At 55.3% G+C, this 23,752-nt stretch carries 21 protein-coding genes, 5 tRNA genes and 1 pseudogene; 18 read left to right on the top strand and 9 right to left on the bottom strand.

Annotated elements, in window-relative coordinates; translation table 11 throughout:
* The first annotated feature begins 1 nt into the window (after position 1).
* From glgA to ACFOSS_RS04605, 6 genes are all read left to right on the top strand, one after another.
* Positions 2-1,459 carry a glycogen synthase GlgA gene (glgA, locus tag ACFOSS_RS04630; RefSeq protein ID WP_377150908.1) on the top strand — a complete coding sequence of 486 codons (1,458 nt, stop codon included), beginning with the start codon at positions 2-4 and terminating at the stop codon, positions 1,457-1,459.
* Positions 1,460-1,551: 92 nt separating this feature from the next.
* Positions 1,552-1,637: transfer RNA gene (locus ACFOSS_RS04625), tRNA-Leu, on the top strand.
* 76 nt (positions 1,638-1,713) lie between these two features.
* Positions 1,714-1,799 (top strand) — tRNA-Leu (locus ACFOSS_RS04620).
* A 60-nt stretch (positions 1,800-1,859) separates the two neighbouring features.
* Positions 1,860-1,945: transfer RNA gene (locus tag ACFOSS_RS04615), tRNA-Leu, on the top strand.
* Between the two features lie 69 nt (positions 1,946-2,014).
* Positions 2,015-2,100: transfer RNA gene (locus ACFOSS_RS04610), tRNA-Leu, on the top strand.
* Between the two features lie 84 nt (positions 2,101-2,184).
* A complete protein-coding gene (locus ACFOSS_RS04605; RefSeq protein WP_377150906.1) occupies positions 2,185-2,469 on the top strand; it encodes a late competence development ComFB family protein in 285 nt (94 codons plus the stop codon).
* Between the two features lie 124 nt (positions 2,470-2,593).
* On the opposite strand, the gene ACFOSS_RS04600 is transcribed toward ACFOSS_RS04605, so the two are convergent.
* The 4 genes from ACFOSS_RS04600 to ACFOSS_RS04585 form a co-directional block, all read right to left on the bottom strand.
* A complete protein-coding gene (locus ACFOSS_RS04600; RefSeq protein ID WP_377150904.1) occupies positions 2,594-2,854 on the bottom strand; it encodes a hypothetical protein in 261 nt (86 codons plus the stop codon).
* 180 nt (positions 2,855-3,034) lie between these two features.
* Positions 3,035-4,378 carry a 23S rRNA (uracil(1939)-C(5))-methyltransferase RlmD gene (rlmD, locus tag ACFOSS_RS04595; protein WP_377150902.1) on the bottom strand — a complete coding sequence of 448 codons (1,344 nt, stop codon included), beginning with the start codon at positions 4,376-4,378 and terminating at the stop codon, positions 3,035-3,037.
* A 90-nt stretch (positions 4,379-4,468) separates the two neighbouring features.
* Positions 4,469-5,359 carry a hypothetical protein gene (locus ACFOSS_RS04590; protein WP_377150901.1) on the bottom strand — a complete coding sequence of 297 codons (891 nt, stop codon included), beginning with the start codon at positions 5,357-5,359 and terminating at the stop codon, positions 4,469-4,471.
* 228 nt (positions 5,360-5,587) lie between these two features.
* Positions 5,588-7,432, bottom strand: coding sequence for a carbon starvation CstA family protein (locus ACFOSS_RS04585; RefSeq protein WP_377150899.1), 1,845 nt, complete (start codon positions 7,430-7,432; stop codon positions 5,588-5,590).
* Between the two features lie 263 nt (positions 7,433-7,695).
* On the opposite strand from ACFOSS_RS04585, the gene ACFOSS_RS04580 reads away from it, so the two are divergent.
* The 10 genes and pseudogenes from ACFOSS_RS04580 to ACFOSS_RS04535 all read left to right on the top strand — a co-directional run bounded on the left by ACFOSS_RS04580 (position 7,696) and on the right by ACFOSS_RS04535 (position 16,887).
* Positions 7,696-8,154: a GNAT family N-acetyltransferase gene (locus tag ACFOSS_RS04580; protein WP_377150898.1), complete on the top strand. Its 459-nt coding sequence runs from the start codon at positions 7,696-7,698 to the stop codon at positions 8,152-8,154.
* Between the two features lie 846 nt (positions 8,155-9,000).
* On the top strand, positions 9,001-9,720 hold the full coding sequence (locus ACFOSS_RS04575; protein ID WP_377150897.1) for a hypothetical protein: 720 nt from the start codon (positions 9,001-9,003) through the stop codon (positions 9,718-9,720).
* 66 nt (positions 9,721-9,786) lie between these two features.
* The gene (locus ACFOSS_RS04570; protein ID WP_377150896.1) at positions 9,787-10,326 is read left to right on the top strand and encodes a lecithin retinol acyltransferase family protein; all 540 of its coding nucleotides are present in this window, start codon (positions 9,787-9,789) and stop codon (positions 10,324-10,326) included.
* An 88-nt stretch (positions 10,327-10,414) separates the two neighbouring features.
* Positions 10,415-10,660 carry a transposase gene (locus ACFOSS_RS04565; RefSeq protein ID WP_377150894.1) on the top strand — a complete coding sequence of 82 codons (246 nt, stop codon included), beginning with the start codon at positions 10,415-10,417 and terminating at the stop codon, positions 10,658-10,660.
* 177 nt (positions 10,661-10,837) lie between these two features.
* Positions 10,838-11,641 carry a restriction endonuclease gene (locus ACFOSS_RS04560; RefSeq protein WP_377150892.1) on the top strand — a complete coding sequence of 268 codons (804 nt, stop codon included), beginning with the start codon at positions 10,838-10,840 and terminating at the stop codon, positions 11,639-11,641.
* A complete protein-coding gene (locus ACFOSS_RS04555; RefSeq protein WP_377150993.1) occupies positions 11,610-11,765 on the top strand; it encodes a restriction endonuclease in 156 nt (51 codons plus the stop codon). The genes ACFOSS_RS04560 and ACFOSS_RS04555 overlap by 32 nt, the downstream gene beginning before the upstream one ends.
* A 237-nt stretch (positions 11,766-12,002) precedes the next feature.
* Positions 12,003-13,274 (top strand): hypothetical protein, encoded by a 1,272-nt coding sequence (locus ACFOSS_RS04550; protein ID WP_377150890.1) that lies wholly within the window; start codon positions 12,003-12,005, stop codon positions 13,272-13,274.
* A 789-nt stretch (positions 13,275-14,063) separates the two neighbouring features.
* A pseudogene (locus tag ACFOSS_RS04545) lies at positions 14,064-14,288 on the top strand (DHCW motif cupin fold protein); the annotation flags it as partial.
* Positions 14,289-14,466: 178 nt separating this feature from the next.
* Positions 14,467-15,135: a class I SAM-dependent methyltransferase gene (locus ACFOSS_RS04540; RefSeq protein ID WP_377150888.1), complete on the top strand. Its 669-nt coding sequence runs from the start codon at positions 14,467-14,469 to the stop codon at positions 15,133-15,135.
* 213 nt (positions 15,136-15,348) lie between these two features.
* Positions 15,349-16,887: an MltF family protein gene (locus ACFOSS_RS04535; protein WP_377150886.1), complete on the top strand. Its 1,539-nt coding sequence runs from the start codon at positions 15,349-15,351 to the stop codon at positions 16,885-16,887.
* A gap of 10 nt (positions 16,888-16,897) precedes the next feature.
* Here the strand turns inward: ACFOSS_RS04535 and ACFOSS_RS04530 are convergent, their stop codons facing one another.
* The 3 genes from ACFOSS_RS04530 to ACFOSS_RS04520 form a co-directional block, all read right to left on the bottom strand.
* A complete protein-coding gene (locus tag ACFOSS_RS04530; RefSeq protein WP_377150884.1) occupies positions 16,898-17,728 on the bottom strand; it encodes a substrate-binding periplasmic protein in 831 nt (276 codons plus the stop codon).
* Between the two features lie 161 nt (positions 17,729-17,889).
* Complete coding sequence (gene btsR, locus ACFOSS_RS04525) at positions 17,890-18,609, bottom strand: two-component system response regulator BtsR (protein ID WP_377150882.1); 720 nt, start codon at positions 18,607-18,609, stop codon at positions 17,890-17,892.
* The gene (locus ACFOSS_RS04520) at positions 18,606-20,300 is read right to left on the bottom strand and encodes a LytS/YhcK type 5TM receptor domain-containing protein (RefSeq protein WP_377150880.1); all 1,695 of its coding nucleotides are present in this window, start codon (positions 20,298-20,300) and stop codon (positions 18,606-18,608) included. Before ACFOSS_RS04520 ends, btsR begins: the two co-directional genes overlap by 4 nt.
* Before the next feature lie 642 nt (positions 20,301-20,942).
* On the opposite strand from ACFOSS_RS04520, the gene ACFOSS_RS04515 reads away from it, so the two are divergent.
* A complete protein-coding gene (locus tag ACFOSS_RS04515; protein WP_377150878.1) occupies positions 20,943-21,413 on the top strand; it encodes a PEP-CTERM sorting domain-containing protein in 471 nt (156 codons plus the stop codon).
* A 188-nt stretch (positions 21,414-21,601) separates the two neighbouring features.
* On the opposite strand, the gene aqpZ is transcribed toward ACFOSS_RS04515, so the two are convergent.
* Positions 21,602-22,294 (bottom strand): aquaporin Z, encoded by a 693-nt coding sequence (gene aqpZ, locus ACFOSS_RS04510; RefSeq protein WP_377150877.1) that lies wholly within the window; start codon positions 22,292-22,294, stop codon positions 21,602-21,604.
* Between the two features lie 633 nt (positions 22,295-22,927).
* A tRNA-Leu gene (locus ACFOSS_RS04505) sits at positions 22,928-23,012 on the bottom strand.
* 189 nt (positions 23,013-23,201) lie between these two features.
* Here ACFOSS_RS04505 and ACFOSS_RS04500 point away from each other — a divergent pair.
* Positions 23,202-23,693 (top strand): RDD family protein, encoded by a 492-nt coding sequence (locus tag ACFOSS_RS04500; protein ID WP_377150875.1) that lies wholly within the window; start codon positions 23,202-23,204, stop codon positions 23,691-23,693.
* Positions 23,694-23,752 lie beyond the last annotated feature (59 nt).

The following is a 23,752-nucleotide window of genomic DNA, read 5'->3' as shown; positions in this document are numbered from 1 at the left end:
GATGAATATTCTGTTTATCGCCTCCGAAGTTGAGAGCTTTGCCAAGACCGGTGGTCTGGCCGACGTAGCCAAGTCGTTACCCCTGGCCCTCAAGCGTCGCGGTCACGATGTGCGCATCGTGATGCCCTACTACGCGGCCATCCCGAACCGGGAAAAAGCCGGCCATATCGGTGGCTTTACCCTGCCGACCCGTCCTGGCCATACCGACATTCCGTATCAAGTGCGCGAGATGACCCTGGACGACGTCCCGGTCGTCCTGATCGAATTTCCTAATTACTTCGATCGCGCCAGCCTGTATGCCGAAAACAATAACGCCTACCCAGATAACGGTGAGCGTTTTGCCTTCTTCTCCGGCGCCTGTCTGCAGGTGGCAGAGAAGATCGGCTTCCGTCCGGACATAGTGCACTGCAATGACTGGCATACCGCCCTGGTGCCTATGCTGCTGAAGACCCGCTATGCCAATCACAGCTTCTTCCAGAGCACACGCTCGGTGCTAACCATCCACAACGGTGCGTTTCAAGGTGTGTTCGAGCGTAACCAGCTGTGGGCCTTGCCGGAGATCACCGACACGTACAATGAAGCCATCATGCAAGGGCATGCCTACATCAACTTCCTGAAGTGTGGTGTGCTTTACGCCGACAAAATCAACGCCGTCAGCCCCAGTTATGCCTCTGAATTGATGACCTATCTGGGCGGCCATGGCATGGCGAAGAATTTTCAGGAACGCTCCAGCGATGTGCGCGGCATCATCAATGGCTGTGACTATGCAGACTGGGACCCCAAAACCGATCCCCTGATTCCAGTCAACTATGACGTCCAACACCTAGACGACAAGGTGCTGTGCAAACATGCGTTGCAAAAACGTGCCGGCCTGCCGATCAGCGATCTGCCGATGTTCGGCATGGTCTGCCGGCTGACCGAGCAAAAAGGGCTGAACCTGCTGCTGCCAATCCTCGACAAATTCCTGGTACATCAGCTGCAGGTGGTCATCGTCGGCACCGGTGAACCGGCGTTGCAGGATCGCCTGACCGAACTGATGAAAGCGTATCCGGATCGGCTTGCCTACCTGAATGCCCACGACAATGCCCTGGCGCATCTGGTTGAAGCCGGCAGCGACTTCTTCCTGATGCCATCGCTGTTTGAACCCTGCGGCCTGAACCAGATGTACAGTCTGGCCTATGGCACGCTGCCGATCATCCGCGCCGTAGGTGGCTTGCGTGATACCGTCGTCGATTACGATACCCAACCCCGGCGCGCAACGGGGTTCAGCTTCCAGGAGCCGGAACCCCTGGCGCTGCTGTCGACACTACGTCGCGCCCTGCTGTTCTTCCTGCAAGAGCCTTGTGAGTACCGCCGTGTGCAGGAACAAGCGATGCGCACCCGTTACCTGTGGAGCGATTCGGTGCGCGAATACGAGCTGATGTATCAAGAGGCGTTGGGTGTCAGCAATCGACGCTAACCGCAGCCGTACAAAAAGCGCGCCATCGCATCATGGAATGCAAAACAGTTGTTGACGCCATATCTGAAATCGCTAGAATGCGGGCTCCAGATGCGAGGGTGGCGGAATTGGTAGACGCGCTAGCTTCAGGTGTTAGTGTCCCCCGGACGTGAGGGTTCAAGTCCCTCCTCTCGCACCAAACTGGATTCAAGGTTGGCTGACAACCCAAAAATCAGACGTTGTGCTGACAACGAAAAAAGCAGCGGACAAGTGAGGCGAGGGTGGCGGAATTGGTAGACGCGCTAGCTTCAGGTGTTAGTGCCCCCCGGGCGTGAGGGTTCAAGTCCCTCCTCTCGCACCAACTCTTACGAGTGCACTTGTCGATGGGCTGACAACATTGAAAACCGTCAGAAATGTCTGCGCGAGGGTGGCGGAATTGGTAGACGCGCTAGCTTCAGGTGTTAGTGCCCCCCGGGCGTGAGGGTTCAAGTCCCTCCTCTCGCACCACTTACTGTGGTGAAGCAGACCCAGACCATGCGGTTGGCAGCATGTAAAAACAGCCGACAAACACTATGTGCGAGGGTGGCGGAATTGGTAGACGCGCTAGCTTCAGGTGTTAGTGCCCCCCGGGCGTGAGGGTTCAAGTCCCTCCTCTCGCACCACGAATTGTGAACCCGAGATGAGCATCATCTCGGGTTTTTTGTTATATGTATCTGAGTCATTTTCCCGATCAGGAAACCCGCCCCATGGCTCTCGAAGACATTCACAACTATTACGAAGATCTGGTCCAGCACTACATTCGCGCGCTGGAGCTGGATCGCACCCGTGATGCCGATTACCTTGCCGACCTCTGCTGCCTAGTGCTGAACCAGTTACCGGCCCACTATATCCGCTACACCGTCGACATGGCCTACTTCACCAGTGACGAGAAGCGCCATGAGATGGAAGAACGGGTCATTTACGCGGTGACCAGCGCCATCAGCTGGCTCGACAACGAAGAACACAGACGCGATCACCGCGAAGAACAGTGATCGCGGCCACGCCGTCAGTAGCCTCTGCTGACGGCGATATTCCTCACGCTTGGCCTCGGTTGCCAGCCACCCGGCTCACGGATGCACTGGCCACCGCCTGGCGTATTACCCAATGACGATACCGTCACAGCAGTGCCGTAATGACAGTGGCACCACAAACCACCACGCCGAGGGCATTGCAACAGAGCATGGGCCAATCCTTCTGTGGCTTGAGCCAGGAGTAACCGACCCAGGCTAGACAATTGATGGTGGCGGCGATCGGTAGCAGCAGCGAGCCAGAAGCCCCGCTGATATTAAGACGGATCTGATCGAGGTAAGAGGCATACATCACCATCGCCATCAGCGAGGCGAACCAGCCAAGACGGTTAATCAGCACGGATTGCATAGGGTCACTCCTTGAGTCAGGCGAGCAGAGCGCTACAGTTGCTTGTGTAATCGATTACACTTATCTACCTGCCAGCATACGCAAATCGCCGAAACAAACCAAGTCAACTGCAAAAATAAAGCGCCATGACGGCGCCTGACTCCAACACTCAGTAGTGATATCGTTTACAAATCGAAGCTGTTATTCCCATCGATGCAGGCATGCTACGCTCTCGACGTGCAGCGTGTGCGGGAACATGTCCACCGGCTGTACCGACTGCAAGCCATAACCATGGGCCGTCAGGTAGGCCAGATCCCGCGCCAGCGAATCCGGATCGCACGAGACATAGACCAGGGTGCGTGGTGCCATCTGCAGCATGGTCTCCAGCACTATGCGCTCGCACCCCTTGCGCGGCGGATCCACCACCACCACATCGGCGCGATAGCCGGCGGCGTACAGCGCCGGCACCACCGCCTCGGCCGCGCCGGCATGAAACTCGGTATTGTCCAGGCCATTGCGCTCGGCGTTGGCACGGGCGGCATCGATGGCCTCCGGCACCAGTTCAATCCCCACCACGCGCCGAGCCTGGCGCGCCAGACACAACGAGATGGTACCTATGCCGCAGTAGATGTCGAACACCGTCTCGTCTCCGCCCAGGCCACAGGCCGCCAGCGCCTGCTGATACAGCACCGAGGTCTGGGGCGGGTTGATCTGGTAAAACGCCAGCGGTGTCAGATAGAAGTCGAGCCCGCACAACGTATCGTGGATCCCCTCCTCGCCCAGCAACACCCGGTTGCTAAAGCCCAGGATGCGATTGCCGCGCTGCGGATTGATGTTCTGCACCACGCTGTGCAGTTGCGGGAAGCGCGCCAGCCGCGCCAGCAGATCGGCCACCTCGGGCAATGTCTCGCCGAGCGTCACCAGAACCAGTTGCCACTGGCCGCTGAGGCGGCCATCGCGCAGCATCAGATAACGCAGCGTACCGCTGTGCGCCGCCTCGTCGTAGCCGGCGATGTCATGGGTCTGCAGCCAGTCGCGCACCGTCGCCACCAGCTCGGCGGTCAACGCCGGCTGGATGCCGCAGTCATCGCAGCGCACCAGGGCATGGCTCTGCTTGCGAAAGAAGCCCAGCTCGGCGCCGTTGGCCGTCGCCTGCACCGCATACAACGCCTTGTTGCGATAGGCGTACGGTTCCTCCATCCCCAGGCAGGCCGCGACCTCGGCACTCAGCCCCTTGGCGGCGAGCGCCTGCTGCACACGCTGGCGTTTGAGACGCAGCTGGGCCGCATAGTCGAGGATACCGATCTGGCAGCCACCGCACTCATCATGGGAGCAGAAATTGGCGACGCGGTCCGGGCTGGGTTGCAGCACCGCCAACAGTTCGCCTTGAGCATATTTCGGTTTGACGCCGTGCAAACGCACCTGAACCTGCTCCCCGGGCAGCGCACCACTGACATACAGGGTACGTCCGTCGAGCTGGCCGATGCCGTCTCCCTTGTCGGTCAGGTCAGTTATCGTCACGGTCACGGCATCGTTCAAGGACATGGCTCTTCTCACATCGGCAAGGCGCCACGCAGGCGCAAGGTTGGGGATTCTAGCATGCCGCAGGGACGAGACGAAAAACGCAGGCCCCCCTCAGCGGCGAAGCTGGAAACTGTTGCTCAGCGGTTCATACACCCACTGCTGCGGATCCCACCCCAATCCGGCCACATCCGGATTATCCAGCCGAAGCACATGACGCTGTTGCGGCTGAACCAGCTGGATACTGGGCAGGTAGAACTGCTGCCACAATGCCTGCAACGAACCATCGGCAGCGGCACGGCGTACCCCAATGTCCACCCGCGCCAGCGCCGCCTTGTCGCGAGCGTTGGCATAGAAGAAGCGCGGCAGATCGTAATAGAGCATCAGTGTCGGCTCCAGTACCAGCGCCGGGTGGCGCTCGGCCTCAGCCCGCTCATCGGCCACCTCGTTGATACCACGGCAGAACAGATCGAAGCGCCCTCGGGCCAGCATCGGAAACAAGCTCTTGTAGCTTCCGACCTCTAGCACCTTAAAACCGTTGTGCTGAAGGATTTGGCTATCCTGCCAGCCGGTACCAACGCCGAACAGATAGGGCGAGAGCTGTTGCGGCGTCGCCACACCCGCCAGTTGCGGTAGCCGCCCCTGGCGGGTAAAGCAAACGCGGTACCCGATGACGCCCAGGTCGATATCATAGGCACCACGGATCAGGCCGTGTTCTTCATGCACGGGACTGTAGCTCAGCTTGAGAATAAAATTGGGATAGGTGCCTTTTTCCAGCTCCTGCGCGGCGCGGGTGGTGTTCATCGGCGGACTGGCCTGTAGCTCGGCCTCGCCCCCGAGATCCCGGGTCTTCTCCAGCGCCAGTCGCAGCAGTGCTGCCGTATACTGATTGCGGCTATCGCTGGCACTCTCGGCGCCACGGTAGGTGTAGATAGTGGGTGCTGCCCACAGCGGCATGACACAGAATGCACATAGCCCTACCGCCCAGCCGATCCCCCTGTGCATCATAGCTCCTGACTGTAATTGGCTCGCTCTGAGTATAGTTTGCCAAGGATCCTCCTTTCACCTTGCCGTCGCAACGCAGTAACGCACAAAAATCGAGCATGCCTCTCCCCCAAGGAGGGGTCTCGCTCTCCACGACTCGTTGCGAGTAGCAACAAAAAAGCCCCGCACAGGCGGGGCAAGCTCAAGGGACATCACTCCATGCGGCCGTTCGGACGCACCTTCAGCGACCTACTGGGCGGCAGATTTCACCGCCAGCGGCGTGGCCACCTGACTGCGGGTAGCCGCCCGGCCGAGTGGACGCTCGGCGCGCGCCAGCCACAGCTCACGCCACTTGCGCAGCGCCGACAGCAGGATCAGCACTCCCAGCACCAGCATCACCAGCGAGATGATGCCGTTCAGCGGGTTGTAACCCTTGGCCGCGCTGTTGAAGTAGACATGGCTCATCATCCAGTAACCGGCGTAGTTGACGGTGACGAACAGGTAGGCCAGCGGGATCAGGCAGGTCAGCACGTAGCGGCGCTTCTGCGCCATGCGCAAGATGATGGTGGCGCCGATGATGAGGCCCACCGAGGCCATCAGCTGGTTCGACACCCCGAACAGCGCCCACACCGAGCCGATATCGCCGGACATCAGCAGGTAGCCCCACATCACGCAGGCCAGCACGCTGGCACCGATGGCGCCCGGCATCCAGTCGATGCGCTTGAGCGGCGCATAGAACTCACCGAAGAAGTCCTGGATCAGGTAGCGCGACACCCGGGTGCCGGAGTCCACCGCCGTCAGGATGAACACCGCCTCGAACATCACGACGAACTGGAAGAAGTAGGAAGCCAGGTGGCTGAACCAGGGCACCTTGGTGAAGATGTAGGACATGCCCACCGCCAGCGTCACGGCGCCACCGGTGCGGCCATGCAGATCCATGCCGATCTCCTGGGAGAGCATGGGCAGATCCACCACCGTCATGCCGAGCTTGGCGAACGCCTCCGGCGTGGCATTGATCGCGAAGTAGTCCGCCGGATGCAGCGCGGTGGCGGCAATCAACGCCATCACCCCGACCACGCACTCGGCCAGCATGGCACCGAACGCCACCGGCAGGATGTCACTCCACTTGTCGACCAGCTTCGGCGTGGTGCCGGAGCCGATGAACGCATGGAAACCGGAGATGGCGCCACAGGCGATGGTGATGGAGATAAACGGCCACACCGGACCACCCAGCACCGGGCCGCCACCGTGGATGAACTGCGTCAGCGCCGGGAACTGGATCTGCGGATTGATGCAGATGACGCCGATGACCAGGGCGCCGAACACGCCGATCTTCATGAAGCTGGAGATATAGCCGCGCGGCGTCAGCAGCAGCCACACCGGCAGCGCGGTTGCGAAGAACGCATAGATCGGCAGCGCCAGGCTGATGGTGTCGGCACGCAGCGTCAGCCACTCACCGAACGCACTCTGCTGCACATACGGGCCGATAAACACGCACGCCAGCACCGCAATGAAACCGACCCACGAGGCCGCGCTCAGGTTGCCGGTCAGTTTGTGCCACAGCCCGACCACCATGGAGATCGGGATCGTCATAAACACCGCAAACACGCCCCAGGCGTTGCGCTCCAGCGCGTGCACCACCACCATCGACAAACCCGCCATGGTGATGGTGATGATGAACAGCATGGCGAGCCCGGTGCACCAGCCGGCCATCGGCCCGAGTTCGGCCTTGGCCACCTCGGAGAGCGACTTGCCCTGATGCTGCATCGACGCGAACAGCACCACGGTATCGTGCACCGCACCGCCGACCACACAGCCGATCAGCAGCCACAAGAAGCTCGGCAGATAGCCGAACTGCGCCGCCAGCACCGGGCCGACCAGCGGCCCCGCCGCCGCAATCGCCGCAAAGTGCTGACCAAAGTTGACCCAGCGGTTGGTCGGCACATAGTTCTTGCCGTCCTCCAGCTGGTGTGAAGGGGTAACCTGGGCATCGTCGGCCATCAGCACCTTGCGCACAAAGAATACGCCGTACAGGCGATACGCGATGGCAAGGATGCACAGGGCCGCGATGACAAACGTGATGGCGTGTTGCATACGGAATCTCCATGTCCAGTGGCCCGACCCGGGCCGTCAGCTGACCACTCTAGGCCGCCGCCGGCCAGAGCCAAGCGCCGGCAAGGTCAGCGGTCGATAGCCAGTGCCAGCGGTCGTAACCCGTCCCTCAGCGGCGACGGACATCGCGGGCCGCGGGGCCGCAGGTCGCCACCTCACATACCGCCGCGAGTGCCAGGGTTGCCATCTGACCCTGGCCGGCGCATGCTGGCCGCCGCCTGATTACCGACGACCGGAGCCACGCCATGACGACCCTCACCCCGCTGCAGATCCGCGCTGCCACCCTCAATGACGCCACGGCGCTGGCGGCGCTATCGGCCCAACTGGGCTATGCCACCACGCCGGAGCAGCTGCGCCAGCGGCTGGCCTGGCTGCAGCAGCACGGCGAACCGGTGTGGCTGGCCTGCGTCGACGGCGCCATCGCCGGCTACCTCGCCTGCCAGCGCTACGTCACCCTCTATCTGGCCCCCGGCCTGAACATCACGGCGCTGGTGGTGGCCAGTGCGCACCAGCAGCAGGGCATCGGCCGCCGCCTGCTGGACCACGCCGCCGACTATGCCCGCCAGCACCAGCTGGCGTTTCTGCGCGCCAACTCCGGCGCCAGCCGCGAGGCTGCGCACCACTTCTACCGCCGCGTCGGTTTTGCGCATGAAAAGGATCAGAAGCACTTTATGCGCGATCTGACCGACAGTGCGGCGCCATAGCGCACGGCGGCTCGGGTCGCTTGGCGCTGAGCGTTGAGCGCCGCCCAACGTTAACCACGTGGTGGCTTTCCGAAATGGTTGGTTGGATCGGGCGGGTCCGTTCCGCCCTGTGTCGGCAACGATGGATTGCCCACCTGCCGCTCGGCGGGGGCGTGCCAAGGGGGCCTTGCCGCCCCCTTGGCGATCCCGGGCATCCCCGGCAGCCTGGCCCTGCGGGTTCCCTCGTCACTCGCTGCGGGCTTGCGGTCCGTTATCGACGCGTTCCTGACGCGGCGATAACTGGCTCGACATCCTGTCTCGCCACCGCGCCCTGCGTTCGCTCCTCGGCCAGCCAGACGGGGCCAACAGCAAGAGCTCAGGCATCGAGCGCTGCTCTGCTCGGCCCGGCACACGGCGCCAACAGCAAGAGCCTGACGTTGACCGCGCGGAGGGTGAGTTGCCCCACGATTGAATAAAAACGTAAGAAACCATGATCTTGCGCCCACGAAGCCATTCCCACAGAAAAACGATTGCGCTAGCCTAGGGACTCAATAAGCGCAAGCCGTCTGTCATCGCTGACAGGGTGCGCCCGCCCCCATCGGCACTGTGACAGCCGCAAGTCAGGGGCGGTAGCCAGCCTGTTTGCTGGCGTTGCTCGTGAACGGCCCTAGTGAGTCCAGATGCGCGCTCGGCGGCGGTTTTGCCGCCTATCCCTACGCCAGTTTGCTCCGTTGGAAAAACTGTGCGGGGATAACGGGATAGAAGTGCCATCTCGACGAGCGTGTGCGTGATAGATGATAAGAATGTTCACGATAGGTGGCATTTCACCACTTAAAAACGATTGTTAGGCGTATAAACCAGTAAGGAATGAAATTGGAAAATTCTAAGGAAAAGCAAGAGGAGAAAAACAATGAACTCATTAAACACAAAATTATTGTTTTTTCCCTTTACGCAATTTCGTTGGTCATATCATATAAAATTCTATATTGGGCTAGCATTGAGAAAAATTCGACATTAGTTTTATTGATCTCAACTGGGGCAATAATTGCAACTTTTGGCTCTGCTCTTTCTTCAATTGGTGGCATTTGGGAAAGGGATTTGCTTGAACGAGTCCTTGAGAATACTGACATTTTATTTACAGACATTTTAAAGCAAGAGAGATGGAGACGTTGGCCATTCTTATCAAGAACAAGAGTAAGCAAGCAGCTAGATGGATCTAAAATAGTTGCGAACCTGAGCAATGCTACAGTACCAATTAATGTTGGTACACATCATATTAAAGTTGATGTACCAACTGTATTAGACGATTTTTTTGATCTGCCGTTAAGAAAAAATGCTTATACGCTTTACCGTTATAGAGCAGCAGCAAGCACTACTTTATTAAAAGGTAAAGACGAACAAGCATCTGTTGTTACAGCAACAGGTTTGAACCCTACAGATGAATTGATGGCATACGAAAATTTGTACTCTTCTTGGGCTGCTATATTAAAATTTAGATTATTCAGATATATAAGCCATTTAGGTTCATCTTTGACAGTGTTCGGAACTGTTCTAACAATTTTTTACTGCATTAAAATATACGCCTAACAAATAATTAGTGTGGGACAGCTACGCTGCCCCACAATTAGAAGTTAGCTTACAAAAGGAGTTTGAATGTTCCCATTTATAATGCCAGCATTAAAAATTCTTAGCACTTACCTTGTAACCAATAAAGTAAATTCATATGTAAACGAACACACACCAATGGGAAGCTTGAAAAAGAGTTTTGTCGATAATGTGCTTCGGGATAAAGTTAACCCCATAAAAGGTTCTATCTTACATTGCTCACTATTTGGTGCTGAGCATACGGGTGTTTATATTGGCAATAATCGAATTGTTGAATTATTAGGTACAGGTGAAATACGGGTTGCCACACCTGAAATGTTTATTGATGGCACAAATGCAATGTCAATATATGTAGCTTGTAACGGAGTTGAACCTTTGGGTGGTGAACATATAGCAAATCGTGCAGAAATGATGACTAGATCCAGAAGAAATTATCATCTACTTAAAGACAATTGCCATCAATTTACAACAGGGTGTATAACTGGTGAATTTGAAAACTCGTCAAATTTTTTTGCTTCGGTTGAATACTCCATCAAAAAAAATATGAACAACGGTAATTCTATTGAGTGGCGGGTTTGGGATATTTGATGCCCGTAAGCTAACAAATTGCTCAAGTAGGACGTGGACTTGCCCCGCTTTAGTGGACACGCATCACTAACCGAAATCGAGGTCAATGATGCCTGCTTACATCACTGGGAAACGGACTCACAAATACACTATCGAGTTCAAGGTTAAGGCCGTGCGGTGGAGCCATGATCCGGCTCGCTCCGTGAAAGAAGTCGCGCAAGCTCTGGACATTCACCCCTTCATGTTGTCTCGTTGGCGCAAAGAATATCGTGAAGGAAAATTTGGTATGCCTACCGCCAAGAAAGAGCCGAAACCTGAAGGCAAGTTACTCGAGCAAGCACGTAGGTTGGGCTGAGCATGCGAAGCCCAACGTTTACCGAGCGGCTAACGTCTTTTATAAATTAACAACGCAGCTGGTTAAAACAATATTACGGCTCGACCATGGCATTTAACTTAAACGCGGTAAACGCTGGCTTCATTTTATTCAGTCCAACCTACGAGTTTAATGCCAAAATAAAATCAGGATTGATATATGGCTTATATTGAATTAAACGATTTTTTTACATCAAACTCAAAAGATGTGGTTGTAACTGGTCTTTCAGTTGGATGCCTATCGTTAACGGATACCACATATTTAGTAACGCATGAAACAATTATGCCAGTTGAACTCTCAGGTATAGAGATTGATCGGAAAATAGTAAATTCATGTGAAGATAACTCGCATGTTGGCATTTTGTTGAGAATGAATAAGCCTTACGATTTTAATAGATGTAAAACATACATTGAAGAAACAAATGAAACTGTATTTCAAGCATTCATCTCAACTGATATAAATGAGTCGAAAACACTACAGAGCATGATTCTTGATAAGAACGGACTGATTGAAGAGTTAGTTACCCCCCTGTTTAATGAAGCTGACACATATAGAGATGTATTAATTAGAAAATATCAACAGCTTTCTTTCACGGATGAATACGATGAAATAGATGACTCACAATTCATAACGGAAGCTAAAAAATTCATTCTTAAAAAGCTTGGTTATTCAGATTCCAAATTGGAGTTTTGCTCAAGAATCCTGACGAGTTATATTGCTGAGTTAGCAAGCGATGAGCCTGAAGATATAGATTTCAACTCAATTGTATCTCCGTATGAATACGAAACGCTATGCTCTAGAATTCTCAAAGAAAACAACTGGAAGTCATTTAATACTCCCAAGTCAGGTGATCAGGGAGCTGATGTTATAGCTGAAAAAAATGGAAAGAGAATTGTTTTGCAATGTAAAATGTACAATCAACCTGTAGGGAATAAAGCAGTGCAAGAAATTTTTTTCAGCTAAGGAGTTTTATAATGCAGATGAAGCTTATGTTGTTTCAAATCACACGTATACCTCTTCGGCAAAGCAATTGGCTGCATCAGTTGGTGTACAATTAATTCACCATGAAGAACTAAAAAAGATATAGCAAAGTCATGCGTTATTCAAATTCATAGAACACTAATCTATAGTTAATTGATTAGCACGTAGGTTGGACTGAGCATGCGAAGCCCAACGTTTACCGAGCGGCTAACGTCTTTTATAAATTAACGACACTGCTGGTTAAACCAATATTAAGACTCGAGCATGGCATTTAACTTAAACGCGGTAAACGTTGGGCTTCATTTTATTCAGCCCAACCTACGTACTAAAAAAAGAGAACATCATGAATACACTTCTTCCTATTTTTATCTTATCAATCATCTGCATTTGCTTATTAGTTATTATCTTTATGAAGAAAAAAGGAAACAACGCCATTCCCATAGTTGAATCAACTGCTCCCGCCATTTCAACTCCAGAAGAGGATGAAATTGGATGTAACCTAGCAATTTTTGACGAAAATGGTTTCAAGATACTTGAATCAAGATCAATAGAGTCTATGCCGACTCGAGGGTATAACGTCGAGTCTTCCGGTAGTGCAATCAATCGAGTCAAACACATAGCAGCCGATTTATTTAAAGGCGCAACAAGCATTCCAAATAAATCAGTAGAAATTATCTTCAAGCCAGAAATACAGCAAGGCTTAGCTGATGGCACCTATACATTGATGAAGACAAAATCAGGCGAGGTTCTTGCTGATGCTATTAATTCTAACGGTACAATTGTTGGTAAAGGACGTTTGATTCAGGGAGGAAAGGCTCGACAACTTGCAAGCGGTGCATTTCAATTAGTTAGCATAGCTGTTGCTCAGTCCCACTTAGCTGATATTGAACGAAGTTTAAGTGCTATCAAGGATTCAATATCTGAAGTAATTGAACGCCAGGAGAACGAAGATAAAGCAAGAATTACAGGTGCTTTTGATTATTTGCACGAGATAGCAATCTATATGAGAGAACTTAGATGCCCAGATGAGCTAACTCAACAAAAGAGAAATGTTATTGAAGGCATCATTAAAGACTCATATTCTTGGCGCAACAAGCTTGAAGAGGACATGGTGTCGCTAACTAATCAAATTTCAAGCATCAAAGATTTAGATACTTTTGGAACTGGTGACACGTTTGAGAGACTTAAATATTTAATAGAGAGAATCAATCCTTTATTAAAAAGACGTGAGCTTTTTCTTAATCTAGCTTCAGCAATAAACTTCGTGACTACATATTTAGACCCGACACAACGTGAGTTTTCAAAAATCGACATCAATAATATCCGATGGACAAAGCTAATAGAAAATTTTAGAAATGCAATCATGGACAGAGAGTCAAAACTAATGAGCACTGCATTTTGGAACTCTAATGAAACATTGCAACTAAGGAAAGATAAATTGAGATCATTAACATTGGAATCTCAAAGATACGCAAATGATCAACAGTCGAACTATCTATCTTTACAAAATTCGCTTGACGCTAGCATGGCACGGCTAATTGATCCAAACGGAAACATACATGTTGCAATTGCATTTAACGGTCAAGGTGAAGTTAACTCTGCCGCAATTATCTAGCAATCGAATGTGCATTGCACAGCACGTAGGTTGGGCTGAGCATGCGAAGCCCAACGTTTACCGAGCGGCTAACGTCTTTTATAAATTAACGACGCAGCTGGTTAAAACAATATTACGGCTCGGCCATGGCATTTAACTTAAACGCGGTAAACGTTTTTTATAAATTAACGGCACCGCTGGTTAAACCAATATTATGGCTCGACCATGGCATTTAACTTAAACGCGGTAAACGTTGGGCTTCATTTTATCCAGCCCAACCTACGTGCTACCAAACATTACAAGCTTCGGTGTAGTCATTAAAACTGAGCAAACCGAATCAGCACGTAGGTTGGGCTGAGCATGCGAAGCCCAACGTTTACCGAGCGACTAACGTCTTTTATAAATTAACGACGTTGCTAGTTAAACCAATATTACGACTCGAACATGGCATTTAACTTAAACGCGGTAAACGTTGGGCTTCATTTTATTCAGCCCAACCTACATACTCCGATAGAGTATGAAAAAGCTGCTTAACAATAACGCGTGTCTATTTTATCGGGGCAACATCATTCACTCCGTTCACTGGACGGCACTACGTGCCGCCGTTTAATTAGAAGTTATGTGTTTCCATACGATTCATCCTCATTGCATCAGCCCCTAATTATTTCGTAACACCTAATGTAAACATCAAAAAATGGAGTCGAAATGGAAATAAATAACTTGCCCTTCTGCACAACTGATTGGGATAAAATCAAACCGACCAAGCATATCGGAGAAACAGGTTTTGCTCTTTGACATACGCAAACTTTCGGCAACATCCGTGTCCGATTAGTTGAATACTCTGTTGGTTATCTCGCAGATCACTGGTGCAGTAAAGGCCATGTTCTATTTTGCGTTGAAGGTGAATTAAAAACCGAATTGCAAGATGGCCGTGTATTTATTCTTACTCCAGGCATGAGCTATCAAGTTGCTGATAATGCGGAACCACATCGTTCATCAACGGAAAATGGGGCTAAATTGTTTATCGTTGATTAAAAATAGCCGTAGGGCGTAATACGCGCGGCGATTGCACCTTATGGTCAGCCAATTCACTGCTGTCACCTGCGGTGAATAAGGAACACACATAACTGAATATGATGATTTAGATTGGCTCTATGAGGTTTTATACGCATTCCACAGTGATGCGTTTTATGAAACTGAATTTCTTGAACAGATGAAGCCCATATTGAATTTAAATCAGCGCATTCATGATGCCTCGTGTGGCAATGGTATACAGGCCGTCGCGTTAGCCAAACAGGGGTTCCTGGTCTCCGCCTCCGATATCAGTGCCAACATGGTTCGGCTGACTCAAGAGCGCGCGAAAAAAGCGGGCGTCTCGCTGGCGGCATTCACCGCCAGTTGGCTTGAGCTGCCGCGCAGAGCGGAAAAATATGACGTCATTCTGTGTTATGGCAATTCAATCAGCCATTCATTATCCAAAGAGCACAGAATTAAAAACCTGAGCGCATTACGCGATGCACTTGCTGATAATGGCCGGCTGGTATTAGATACCCGCAATTGGGAAAATATTCAAAACGAATCCTACAACCTCTATCCACCAAGAGAATATGCAGGCCGAACCTTCATCCCGATCTACATCTGGAATTTCAACGCCGACAATAACACATCGGCCGTGGATATAATTTTTATCGAAGCCGGTGACAACACGTTATTGACGCATAAAAAGCGACTCACGTTTTCGATGTTTTCCCATGCCGAATTAATAGCCGAAGTCAGCGCGATAGGTTTTGAGATCCAGGCTGATAGCTATCACTCTGCGGGTCGCGAATATACCTTAATCTTAAAAAAAACAGCCCCGAGCCGCGATGCGCCATCGCAATGACGCCATGCTGTCAGCCTTCATCACCCGGCATGCAACTGGCCTGTGGCCCCCACGGCCAAACGGAGTTGCCAGCGCGTTATCACACCGATGCCACGCGTTCGGGGTAAAGTAGCATCATGGGGCGGCGTGATGTGATTGCGCCAGCCCAGCGACATTGACCAGGCTGCGAGCACGCGGCGCAACGAGCAGCTCAGTGCTGACGGGGAAAACAGCATGCATTACCGGATTTTGTGGTTGACGCTCGCGCTGTTGGGCCTGGCGGCCTGGCCACGCGGGCTCGAGGCGCCGGACCAGGCAGTCGGTGCGCGCGCCAGCGCAGCGCCGCGCCCACAGCCGGCGCCCGCCACGGGCGATTCGGCGCCCTTCTCGCTGCCGCTCGACGGCTGGCTCAGCCCCTGGCAGGGCGATCTGGATGGCATGATAGCGCGCCGCTATATCCGCGTGCTGACCACCTACAACAAGTCGTTCTACTTCTTCGACAACCGCTCCAACCCGCGCGGCATCACCTACGACACCTTCCATAACTTCGAAACCGAGTTCAATCAGCAGCTGGCCAAGCAGAAGCGGCTGGCGCAGCGCCACCTCAAGGTGCGCATCGTGTTTATTCCGGTGGCGCGCGATGAGCTGATCCCGGCGCTGCTGGCCGGGCGCGGCGACATTGCCGCCGCGAACCTGACCATCACCCCGGATCGGCTGCAGCAGGTGGATTTCACCGCGCCGCTCTCCAGCGATGTCGACGAACTGGTGCTGTCGGCGCCGGGCGCCGCGCCGCTACAGCAGCTCGACGATCTGGCCGGCAAAACGGTGTTCGTGCGCCGTTCATCGAGCTATTACGAAAGCCTGGTGGCGCTGAATGCCAGGCTGCGCCAGCAACAGCGTCCCGAGGTGATCCTGCGTCTGGCGCCCGAGGTGCTGGAGGATGATGACCTGATTGAGATGCTGCACGCCAAGCTGATCGACTATATCGTCGTCGACAACCACAAGGCTTATTTCTGGCAGAAGATATTTCCTAATATTCATATTAATAGCCAGGCGGTACTGAATAAAAATATGCGCATCGGCTGGGCGGTACGTAAAAACAGCCCGCAATTGCAGCAGGCGTTGAATCGTTATATTGCGCAACATGCCAAAGGCAGCAAGGTGGCCAATATTATTCTGCAACGCTATTTAGCCAATACCCGCTATGTGACCGACTCCGTCAGCCAACAGGAGCGCGCCCGTTTTGTCAGCATGATGGACTTCTTTAAGAAATACAGCGCGCAATATCATATTGACTGGCTGATCATGACGGCCCAGGGCTATCAGGAATCCCGGCTTAATCAGGCGTTGCGCAGCAAAGCCGGTGCCATCGGCGTGATGCAGGTCATGCCGAAAACCGGGCGCGAAATGAATGTGGGCGATATTCGCCAGCTGGAGCCGAATATTCATGCCGGCATTAAATATATTCGCTGGATGATTGACCATTTTTATAAAGATGCACCGATGACCGAGCTGGACAAGGCGTTATTTTCATTCGCCTCTTATAATGCCGGCCCCGGACGCATTGCCGAAATGCGGAAATTAGCCAAACAGCGCGGCTATCGTGAAAATGTCTGGTTTGGCAATGTCGAATATATTGCCGCCGAGAAGATTGGCGCCGAGACGGTGACCTACGTCAACAATATCTACAAATATTACATCGCCTACCGCTTATTAACCGAGCACCTGGCCGAGAAGCAGAAAGTCGCGACGGCGCTGGAGCTGAAACCGTGATGCCAGCCGCTCAGCGCGCCATGTGATAGGCCTCGGCCAGCCGGCGCAGGGTGCCGTCGCGCTCCAGCACCTGCAGCGCCTGTTGCCAGGCTGCGATCACCGAAGGATCCGTGCCCTTCGAGGCGACGACCCAGGCCTGATAGTCGCTGAGCTTGACGCCTTTGACGAAGGTGTCATCCGGCAGGCCATGCAGGCGGATAAAGAAGCGTACCGCCGAGCGCGAGGCGATCCAGCCGGCGAGACGCCCGGTCATCAGCTTGCGGCCATTGGCATCGTCCGAGGTGATCATCTCGACATTCATCACCCCCTGCCGCTGCGCTGCAATGGCATTGGCAGCACCGATGTTGGCGCCCAGCAGGCCGATGGACCTGGCCTGTGCCAGCGTCGGCGCCGTCGGCCGCCCCTTGACGGTATAGACGCTGAAATCATCCACCACGATGGGAAACAGCCAGTGCAGCGTAGGCTCGCGTTCGGGAATGCGCCCGACCCAGAGCGCGATGACATTCGGCGTGTGCTGCACGGTGCGGTTGGCGCGTGCCAGTGGCTGGACCTGGATCGCCCTCTGGTAACCCAGTATGCGCATCACCGCCTGCCCCAGTTCATAGGCATAGCCGCGGTACTGCCCCTGCTCGAGAAACGCAAACGGCGCTATACCCGAGCACACCACTTCTGGCTCCCCGGCGACTGGCGAGCTGGTGAGCGGCGTACTCAGCGAAGGGGCACTGGTCGCCACCCCGCCCCAGAGCAGCAGCGCGCAGAGCCACGCCGCAGCCCGCGCTGGATACCCGCGATCCCCGCTCCCGCCGGAAACAGCCCCCACCATGCTCCCCTGCACCGCCATCCTTACCCCTACTCCCGCGCCCCACGCCGCTGATCTTCAGTCTAGCTGCCATCCGCCGCATCACCGCAGCAAGCCTCAGCAACAAGTCTCAATAGATACCGTTTTATCATGCCGACCACCGGGGAGGATTGATCCAGATAGTCTCGGCGTAACACTGACCATTACGGGATGGCGAGCTGCTCCTTGAGCAGGCGCAGAAAGCGACGGCTGACCGGCACCTTGCGGCCGCTGCGGGTCACCACTTCGGCGAGACCGCCGTCCAGCAGCAGGATCTCGGCGATCTGCGCCGGGTTGAGCAGGTACTGGCGGTGACAGCGCAACAGGCCGCTGCGCGCCTCCAGGGTACGTAGCGTCAGCTCAGTGGTGCCCTCGCGACTGGCGGTGACGACATGGTTGCCAGCCAGATCGCTGAACACATACTCCACCTCGGCCAGCGGCAGCAGCAGGATACGGTGATGGCCGCAACACGGAATGCTCTGCAGCGGCATCAGCAGGCTGTCCGGCACGGCGCTGGCTGCCGCCGGCTGCTGCAGGCGCAGCAGCGTGCGTTGCAGCCGCGCCGGATCCACCGGCTTGAGCAGGTAATCCAGCGCCTGTTCGTCGAACGCGCGCAGCGCATATTCGTCATAGGCAGTAATGAAGACGATCTGCGGCAACCGGGCCGGATCCAGCATGCCCACCAGCTCCAGCCCGCTGATGCGCGGCATCTGAATATCCAGAAACAGCACATCCGGCTGCAGACGGTGCACCGCTGGCAGCGCCTCGAGCGCATTGCCGCACTCGGCCAGCACCTCGATGCCACCGGCCGCCTCCAGCAGCAGGCGCAGCTCCTCGCGCGCCAGCGGTTCATCATCGACAATCAGGGCTCGCAACGGCGTCATACGGTCATCTCCTGGCGGGGCAGTGTCAGCGTCACCACGGTCTGGCACTCGGGCTCGCAGGTGACACTCAGGCCATAGGCTTCGCCAAACCGTGCCTTGATGCGGCGATCGACAATCGACAGCCCCAATCCATCACCGGCCTGTGGTGGCCGGTAGAGGCCGGCGTTGTCGCAGACCTGCAGTGTCAGCGTCGTGGCATCGGCCTGCGCGCCGAGGCGCAACTCGCCCGGCCCCAGCAGCTGGGCGATGCCGTGCTTGATGGCGTTCTCTACCAGCGGTTGCAACGCAAACGCCGGCAGCCGGCACGCCAGCAGCGCGCCGGGAATATCCAGCGTCACGCTCAGGCGATCGGCGAAACGCGCCTGCTCGATATACAGATAGGCCTGCACATGCTCCAGCTCGTCGGCGAGCGTCACCTCGTCGCTCTGGCGCTTGAGGTTCTTGCGAAAGAAGGTCGACAGGTGCTGCACCAGGGTGCGCGCCTGTTCCGGATCGCGCCGAATCACCGCCGACAGCGTGTTGAGCGCATTGAACAGGAAGTGCGGGTTGATCTGCGCCTGCAGCAGCTTGATCTCGGATTGCGCCAGCAGCCGTTTCTGTTCGTTGTATTTGCCGGAGAGGATCTGCCCCTCCAGCAGCCGCGCTATGCCCTCGCCCAGCGTGCGGTTCATCGACGAGAAGAGCTTGCGCTTGGGTTCATACAGCTTGATGGTGCCGATCACCTGCGCCTCCTCGCCGCGCAGCGGGATCACCAGCGACGACCCGAGCTTGCAGTTCGGATGCAGCCGGCAGCTGTAGGGGATCAGGTTGCCATCGGCATAGACCACCTCATTGCGCTCGATGGCACGGAAGGTGTGCGGCGAGGTGATCGGCGTACCGGGCAGATGATGGTCTGCACCGATGCCGATGAAGGCCAGCAGCTGCTGGCGGTCGGTGATCGCCACGGCGCCGACGCCGGTCTCTTCGTACAGGATGCGCGCCATCTGGCTGCAATTGTGCGGTGTGAAGCCGCGATCCAGCACCCCCATGGCGCGTTCGGCAATCTTCAACGCCCGGGCCGAAAAGGCCACCGAGTACTTCTCCAGCATGGCGCGGCGGTCGAGGATCATGCGCATGAACATAGCGGCGCCGATGGTATTGGCCACCAGCATCGGCGCCGCTATGTTCTGCACCAGGTGCAGCGCATCGTCCAGCGGGCGGGCAATCAGCAGGATCAGCGCCATCTGCATCACCTCGGCCAGTAACGCCACCGAGCCGACCACCAGCGGACTGAACAGCTGATCGAGGCGATGACGACGCACGAAGTGGCGATGCACCAGGCCACCGAGCAGCCCTTCGGCCACCGTCGAGAACATGCAGGCCAGCGCGGTGAAACCGCCGAGTGAATAGCGGTGCAACCCGCCGGTCAGGCCAACCAGCAGACCGACCACAGGCCCGCCGACGATGCCACCGAGCACGGCGCCGATGGCGCGGGTGTTGGCGATCGAGTTGTCGATACGCAGGCCAAAATAGGTGCCGAGGATGCAGAAGGTCGAGAAGATCAGATAACAGACCAGCTTGTGCGGCAGGCTCAGCGTCACCTGGGTCAGCGGCATGAACAGCGGCGTCTTTGACAGCAGCCAGGCGATGACCAGATAGACACACAACTGCTGGAAGAGCGACACCACCAATGCCAGTTGCTCAACGCCCATATCGCCCTCTCCATACTGTCAGTGCTTGCTGTGCGCGGACGTTTTATCAGAGCTGACGCCCGGTTTCTGTCGGCTGACTCGCGGAAACCGCAGTCCTGCGGGCATGAATGGCAGGGAGCAGCACGCCGCGTCGTCTAAAATGGTGCGCCAGATCAAAAAACGAGCACCATTTGTGTGCCAGATGGACCTGGATCTACAAAAATTCTTCGTTCCGCCACAGGACTGACATATGTGACACGTAAAACGGGCTCAGGGCTCGCGGGGAGATCATCTGATCTTCGGTGAGCAGGGAAATTGATAGTGCATTATTTCAGCAAAGTGCCCGAACGCCATCATTCGTTCCGGCGAGTCAGCCTTGAGGTTTCTGCCGCGACGCGTTCGGTGTAGGCACTGTCATTTTCAACAGGACGGCACGTAATTTGCGTGCAACGATGCCAGCGATATGTGGATGCTGGAATGGCGATGAAAGCACGCATCATAGACTCTCGCCATGTGTGAGAGTCACCTGATTTCGGAGGCTCAACCTCTGGAAGGGAAAGCTGGTATCAGATGGATGCCGGCATACCGGGGCGCAAGGAGAGGTCATGAAGATCGATGTGCCCCATATCAGGCCCTTATGGGCTTATAGATGGAGTAAATGAAATGAAGAGAAGCAAATGGCTTGTCGCACTGGTACTGGGCGCCGCGTCATTGACCAGCAACATGGCCAATGCCACCGTGGTTTCCTCGAGCTATCTGGAAACGACGCTGACCAGCAGCAGCGTTCTGGTCAAATTCCTGAGCGAGAGTTCCTGGCTGAACTTTATCGTGCTGATGGGTGGCGGTGGCGACTACACCACAACCGATTCTGGGAATGTGGATCTGAACAACACCAAGTTTGCCTGGTCGCAGGCCACGATTGGTTACGGTAATGGTGCGCTGAGTGACGGCAGCTACGGCTGGCTCAAATTCACACCAGTTGCCGGTCAACAGATGGCATTCAGCTGGACAGGTGGCGATATCAGTGTCACCCCCGTGCCAGAACCCGAAGTACTGGCCCTGCTGGGTATCGGTGCTGCCGGCCTACTGCTTGCTCGTCGTCGCCAGAAGAACCAGCCAACGCTGGCCATCTAACGTCAGCGGCTAGCTGAACGAGACGGTGTGTTTTGCAGGGGTAACAGTGTGTTGGATGAAAATCACCGACTGTTATTCCTTCGCTTGGCAAAATGAATGCAACGCGTTTATTTCGCCAAGCCAGCATCAAATCACCGGCATACAACAAAGGGGCCTTCAGGCCCCTTTCTGCTTACCTTACCTGTACATCAGGCCTTGTCACTGCCAATCACACGATAGACAGCGGCACCAAGCAGGGCACCCGCAATCGGCGCCAGCCAGAACACCCACAACTGTTCGACCGCCCAACCACCGACATACAGTGCGACCGCGGTGCTGCGCGCAGGGTTGACCGAGGTGTTGGTCACGGGAATGCTGATCAGGTGGATCAGCGTCAGGCACAGACCGATGGCGATCGGTGCCAGCCCTGCCGGTGCACGCTTGTCGGTGGCACCGAGGATCACCACCACGAACATCATGGTCATCACCACTTCACACACCACTGCCGCCAGCAGGCTGTATCCGCCTGGAGAGTGCTCACCAAAGCCATTGCTGGCAAAGCCGCTGGCCACCAGATCAAAGCCGGGTTTGCCACTAGCAATAACATAGAGCACGCCGCCGGCGATCAGGCCGCCAACCACTTGCGCCACTATGTAAGGCAGCAGTTGTGACGCGGGGAAACGCCCACCGGCCCACAGGCCAACCGATACGGCGGGATTGAGGTGACAACCGGAGATATGGCCAATCGCAAACGCCATGGTCAGCACCGTCAGACCAAACGCCAGCGATACGCCAACAAAGCCAATACCCAGTTCCGGATACGCTGCGGCGAGCACGGCACTGCCGCACCCACCGAGAACCAGCCAGAAGGTGCCTATCAATTCAGCAAGATACTTGTTCATCATGATTCCTCGTCGATTTTTTATTGGAGCGTTGCAGCAGACACACCGGGACTCGAGACTCCACTGCCGGCATGCCGGACAGCACAATAGGAGCTCGCGACCTGTCTCGCCCCAGTCCACTGGGTTGCTTGCGGCACCACGTCATTCGACCTCATGACAGGACAACGCCATAGCTACCCTGTCATGATGCCGCGCCTTGCAACGTGATCTATTTCACATCTCGCGGTATCAACCAGAGCTCAACGGATACGCACTAACTGACCTGCAGGTATGGCTAAAACGGCCTAAGGCGGCGACGGAGATGACGTCAACTGGCGGATCACCGACAGGCACTAGCACCATGACACCAGGATAAACAGGCAGACGGCACGCCGCACAGGAGGGCAGAGGTTTTGAGGACGCGGCAAAGCGCAGGCTGCCTGTCGCCCGCGACTGACACACCAACCTGGCCAATCGCATCACGCTTTGCAGGGCCCGCCACGACAAGAGGCCTGAGTGATGGGCCGGCAACGCATGGCGCGGCACGCTTCAGGTGTTGTTACATTGGCAAATGAGAGTATCCATGACACCGACGCAGCATCAGAAAAGCCAAATGGCCACTCGCTGAGTGGCCCTTTGTCATTGAATTTGGAGTGGTGCCCAGGGTCGGACTCGAACCGACACGGTTTTACCCGGCGGATTTTGAATCCGCTGCGTCTACCGATTTCGCCACCTGGGCACAGCCTGCTGTCACCCTGAGGTTACATTGCTGCAAGCGGAGGCGATTATACAAATCCGCCACCCACACGCAAATGGTTTTTTCCGTTTCTTCAATCGGTTGATGAAGAAATCGTCGACTGGGTCACTCCTGCATCAGTTCGCTTTTGCGTTACACTGGCGCCCTGTTTTTCTGTTTGACAGGTATTTCATGGCTCGCCACTCAAAAAAAGCTCAACCCACTGCCACCCCGACTCCCCCACAAACCCTGCAACAGGCCGGCCTGTTGCGACGACTCGGAGCCTGGGCGGTCGATGCCCTGCTGGTTGGTGCCCTGCTCAGCGTGACACTGTTGCTCGCCCTCGGTCTGGCGCACGGGTTGTTACCAGCGGAGACGGATATCCAGCGCTGGTTGGTGGAACAGCCGCTGCTGACGCTGCTTCTGGCCGCTGAGCTGATCGGCTATTTCCTCTGGCACTGGTGCCGCACCGGCCAGACACCTGGGTTGTTATTGCTGAAACTCAAGGTACAACGTGAGGATGGTGCCTTGCTGACCGTTTCTGGCGCCATGATTCGGATGCTGACCAGTGCATTCGGACTGGGTAATCTGCTGGTAGTGATGGACCTGCGTCATCGTGCGTTTCAAGATATGTGGGCCGACAGCGCCGTCATCGAACTCGGATCGCTGCGTCAGCGCCGATAACGCCACTGACGACCCAATAACAAAGGGAGCTCGGCTCCCTTTGTTCTTTAACCACAGCG

Source organism: Pseudaeromonas sharmana, from assembly GCF_042649925.1.
Classification (GTDB): domain Bacteria; phylum Pseudomonadota; class Gammaproteobacteria; order Enterobacterales; family Aeromonadaceae; genus Pseudaeromonas; species Pseudaeromonas sharmana.
The sequence above is the reverse complement of the archived record's forward strand: the minus strand, read 5'-3'. Positions and strand labels throughout refer to the sequence as shown.

Coding starts and splice junctions, on each gene's coding strand:
- glgA (WP_377150908.1), top strand. CDS start 2: ATGAATATTCTGTTTATCGCCTCCGAAGTTGAGAGCTTTGCCAAGACC.
- ACFOSS_RS04605 (WP_377150906.1), top strand. CDS start 2,185: ATGGCTCTCGAAGACATTCACAACTATTACGAAGATCTGGTCCAGCAC.
- ACFOSS_RS04600 (WP_377150904.1), bottom strand. CDS start 2,854: ATGCAATCCGTGCTGATTAACCGTCTTGGCTGGTTCGCCTCGCTGATG.
- rlmD (WP_377150902.1), bottom strand. CDS start 4,378: ATGTCCTTGAACGATGCCGTGACCGTGACGATAACTGACCTGACCGAC.
- ACFOSS_RS04590 (WP_377150901.1), bottom strand. CDS start 5,359: ATGCACAGGGGGATCGGCTGGGCGGTAGGGCTATGTGCATTCTGTGTC.
- ACFOSS_RS04585 (WP_377150899.1), bottom strand. CDS start 7,432: ATGCAACACGCCATCACGTTTGTCATCGCGGCCCTGTGCATCCTTGCC.
- ACFOSS_RS04580 (WP_377150898.1), top strand. CDS start 7,696: ATGACGACCCTCACCCCGCTGCAGATCCGCGCTGCCACCCTCAATGAC.
- ACFOSS_RS04575 (WP_377150897.1), top strand. CDS start 9,001: ATGAAATTGGAAAATTCTAAGGAAAAGCAAGAGGAGAAAAACAATGAA.
- ACFOSS_RS04570 (WP_377150896.1), top strand. CDS start 9,787: ATGTTCCCATTTATAATGCCAGCATTAAAAATTCTTAGCACTTACCTT.
- ACFOSS_RS04565 (WP_377150894.1), top strand. CDS start 10,415: ATGCCTGCTTACATCACTGGGAAACGGACTCACAAATACACTATCGAG.
- ACFOSS_RS04560 (WP_377150892.1), top strand. CDS start 10,838: ATGGCTTATATTGAATTAAACGATTTTTTTACATCAAACTCAAAAGAT.
- ACFOSS_RS04550 (WP_377150890.1), top strand. CDS start 12,003: ATGAATACACTTCTTCCTATTTTTATCTTATCAATCATCTGCATTTGC.
- ACFOSS_RS04540 (WP_377150888.1), top strand. CDS start 14,467: ATGAAGCCCATATTGAATTTAAATCAGCGCATTCATGATGCCTCGTGT.
- ACFOSS_RS04535 (WP_377150886.1), top strand. CDS start 15,349: ATGCATTACCGGATTTTGTGGTTGACGCTCGCGCTGTTGGGCCTGGCG.
- ACFOSS_RS04530 (WP_377150884.1), bottom strand. CDS start 17,728: ATGGCGGTGCAGGGGAGCATGGTGGGGGCTGTTTCCGGCGGGAGCGGG.
- btsR (WP_377150882.1), bottom strand. CDS start 18,609: ATGACGCCGTTGCGAGCCCTGATTGTCGATGATGAACCGCTGGCGCGC.
- ACFOSS_RS04520 (WP_377150880.1), bottom strand. CDS start 20,300: ATGGGCGTTGAGCAACTGGCATTGGTGGTGTCGCTCTTCCAGCAGTTG.
- ACFOSS_RS04515 (WP_377150878.1), top strand. CDS start 20,943: ATGAAGAGAAGCAAATGGCTTGTCGCACTGGTACTGGGCGCCGCGTCA.
- aqpZ (WP_377150877.1), bottom strand. CDS start 22,294: ATGAACAAGTATCTTGCTGAATTGATAGGCACCTTCTGGCTGGTTCTC.
- ACFOSS_RS04500 (WP_377150875.1), top strand. CDS start 23,202: ATGGCTCGCCACTCAAAAAAAGCTCAACCCACTGCCACCCCGACTCCC.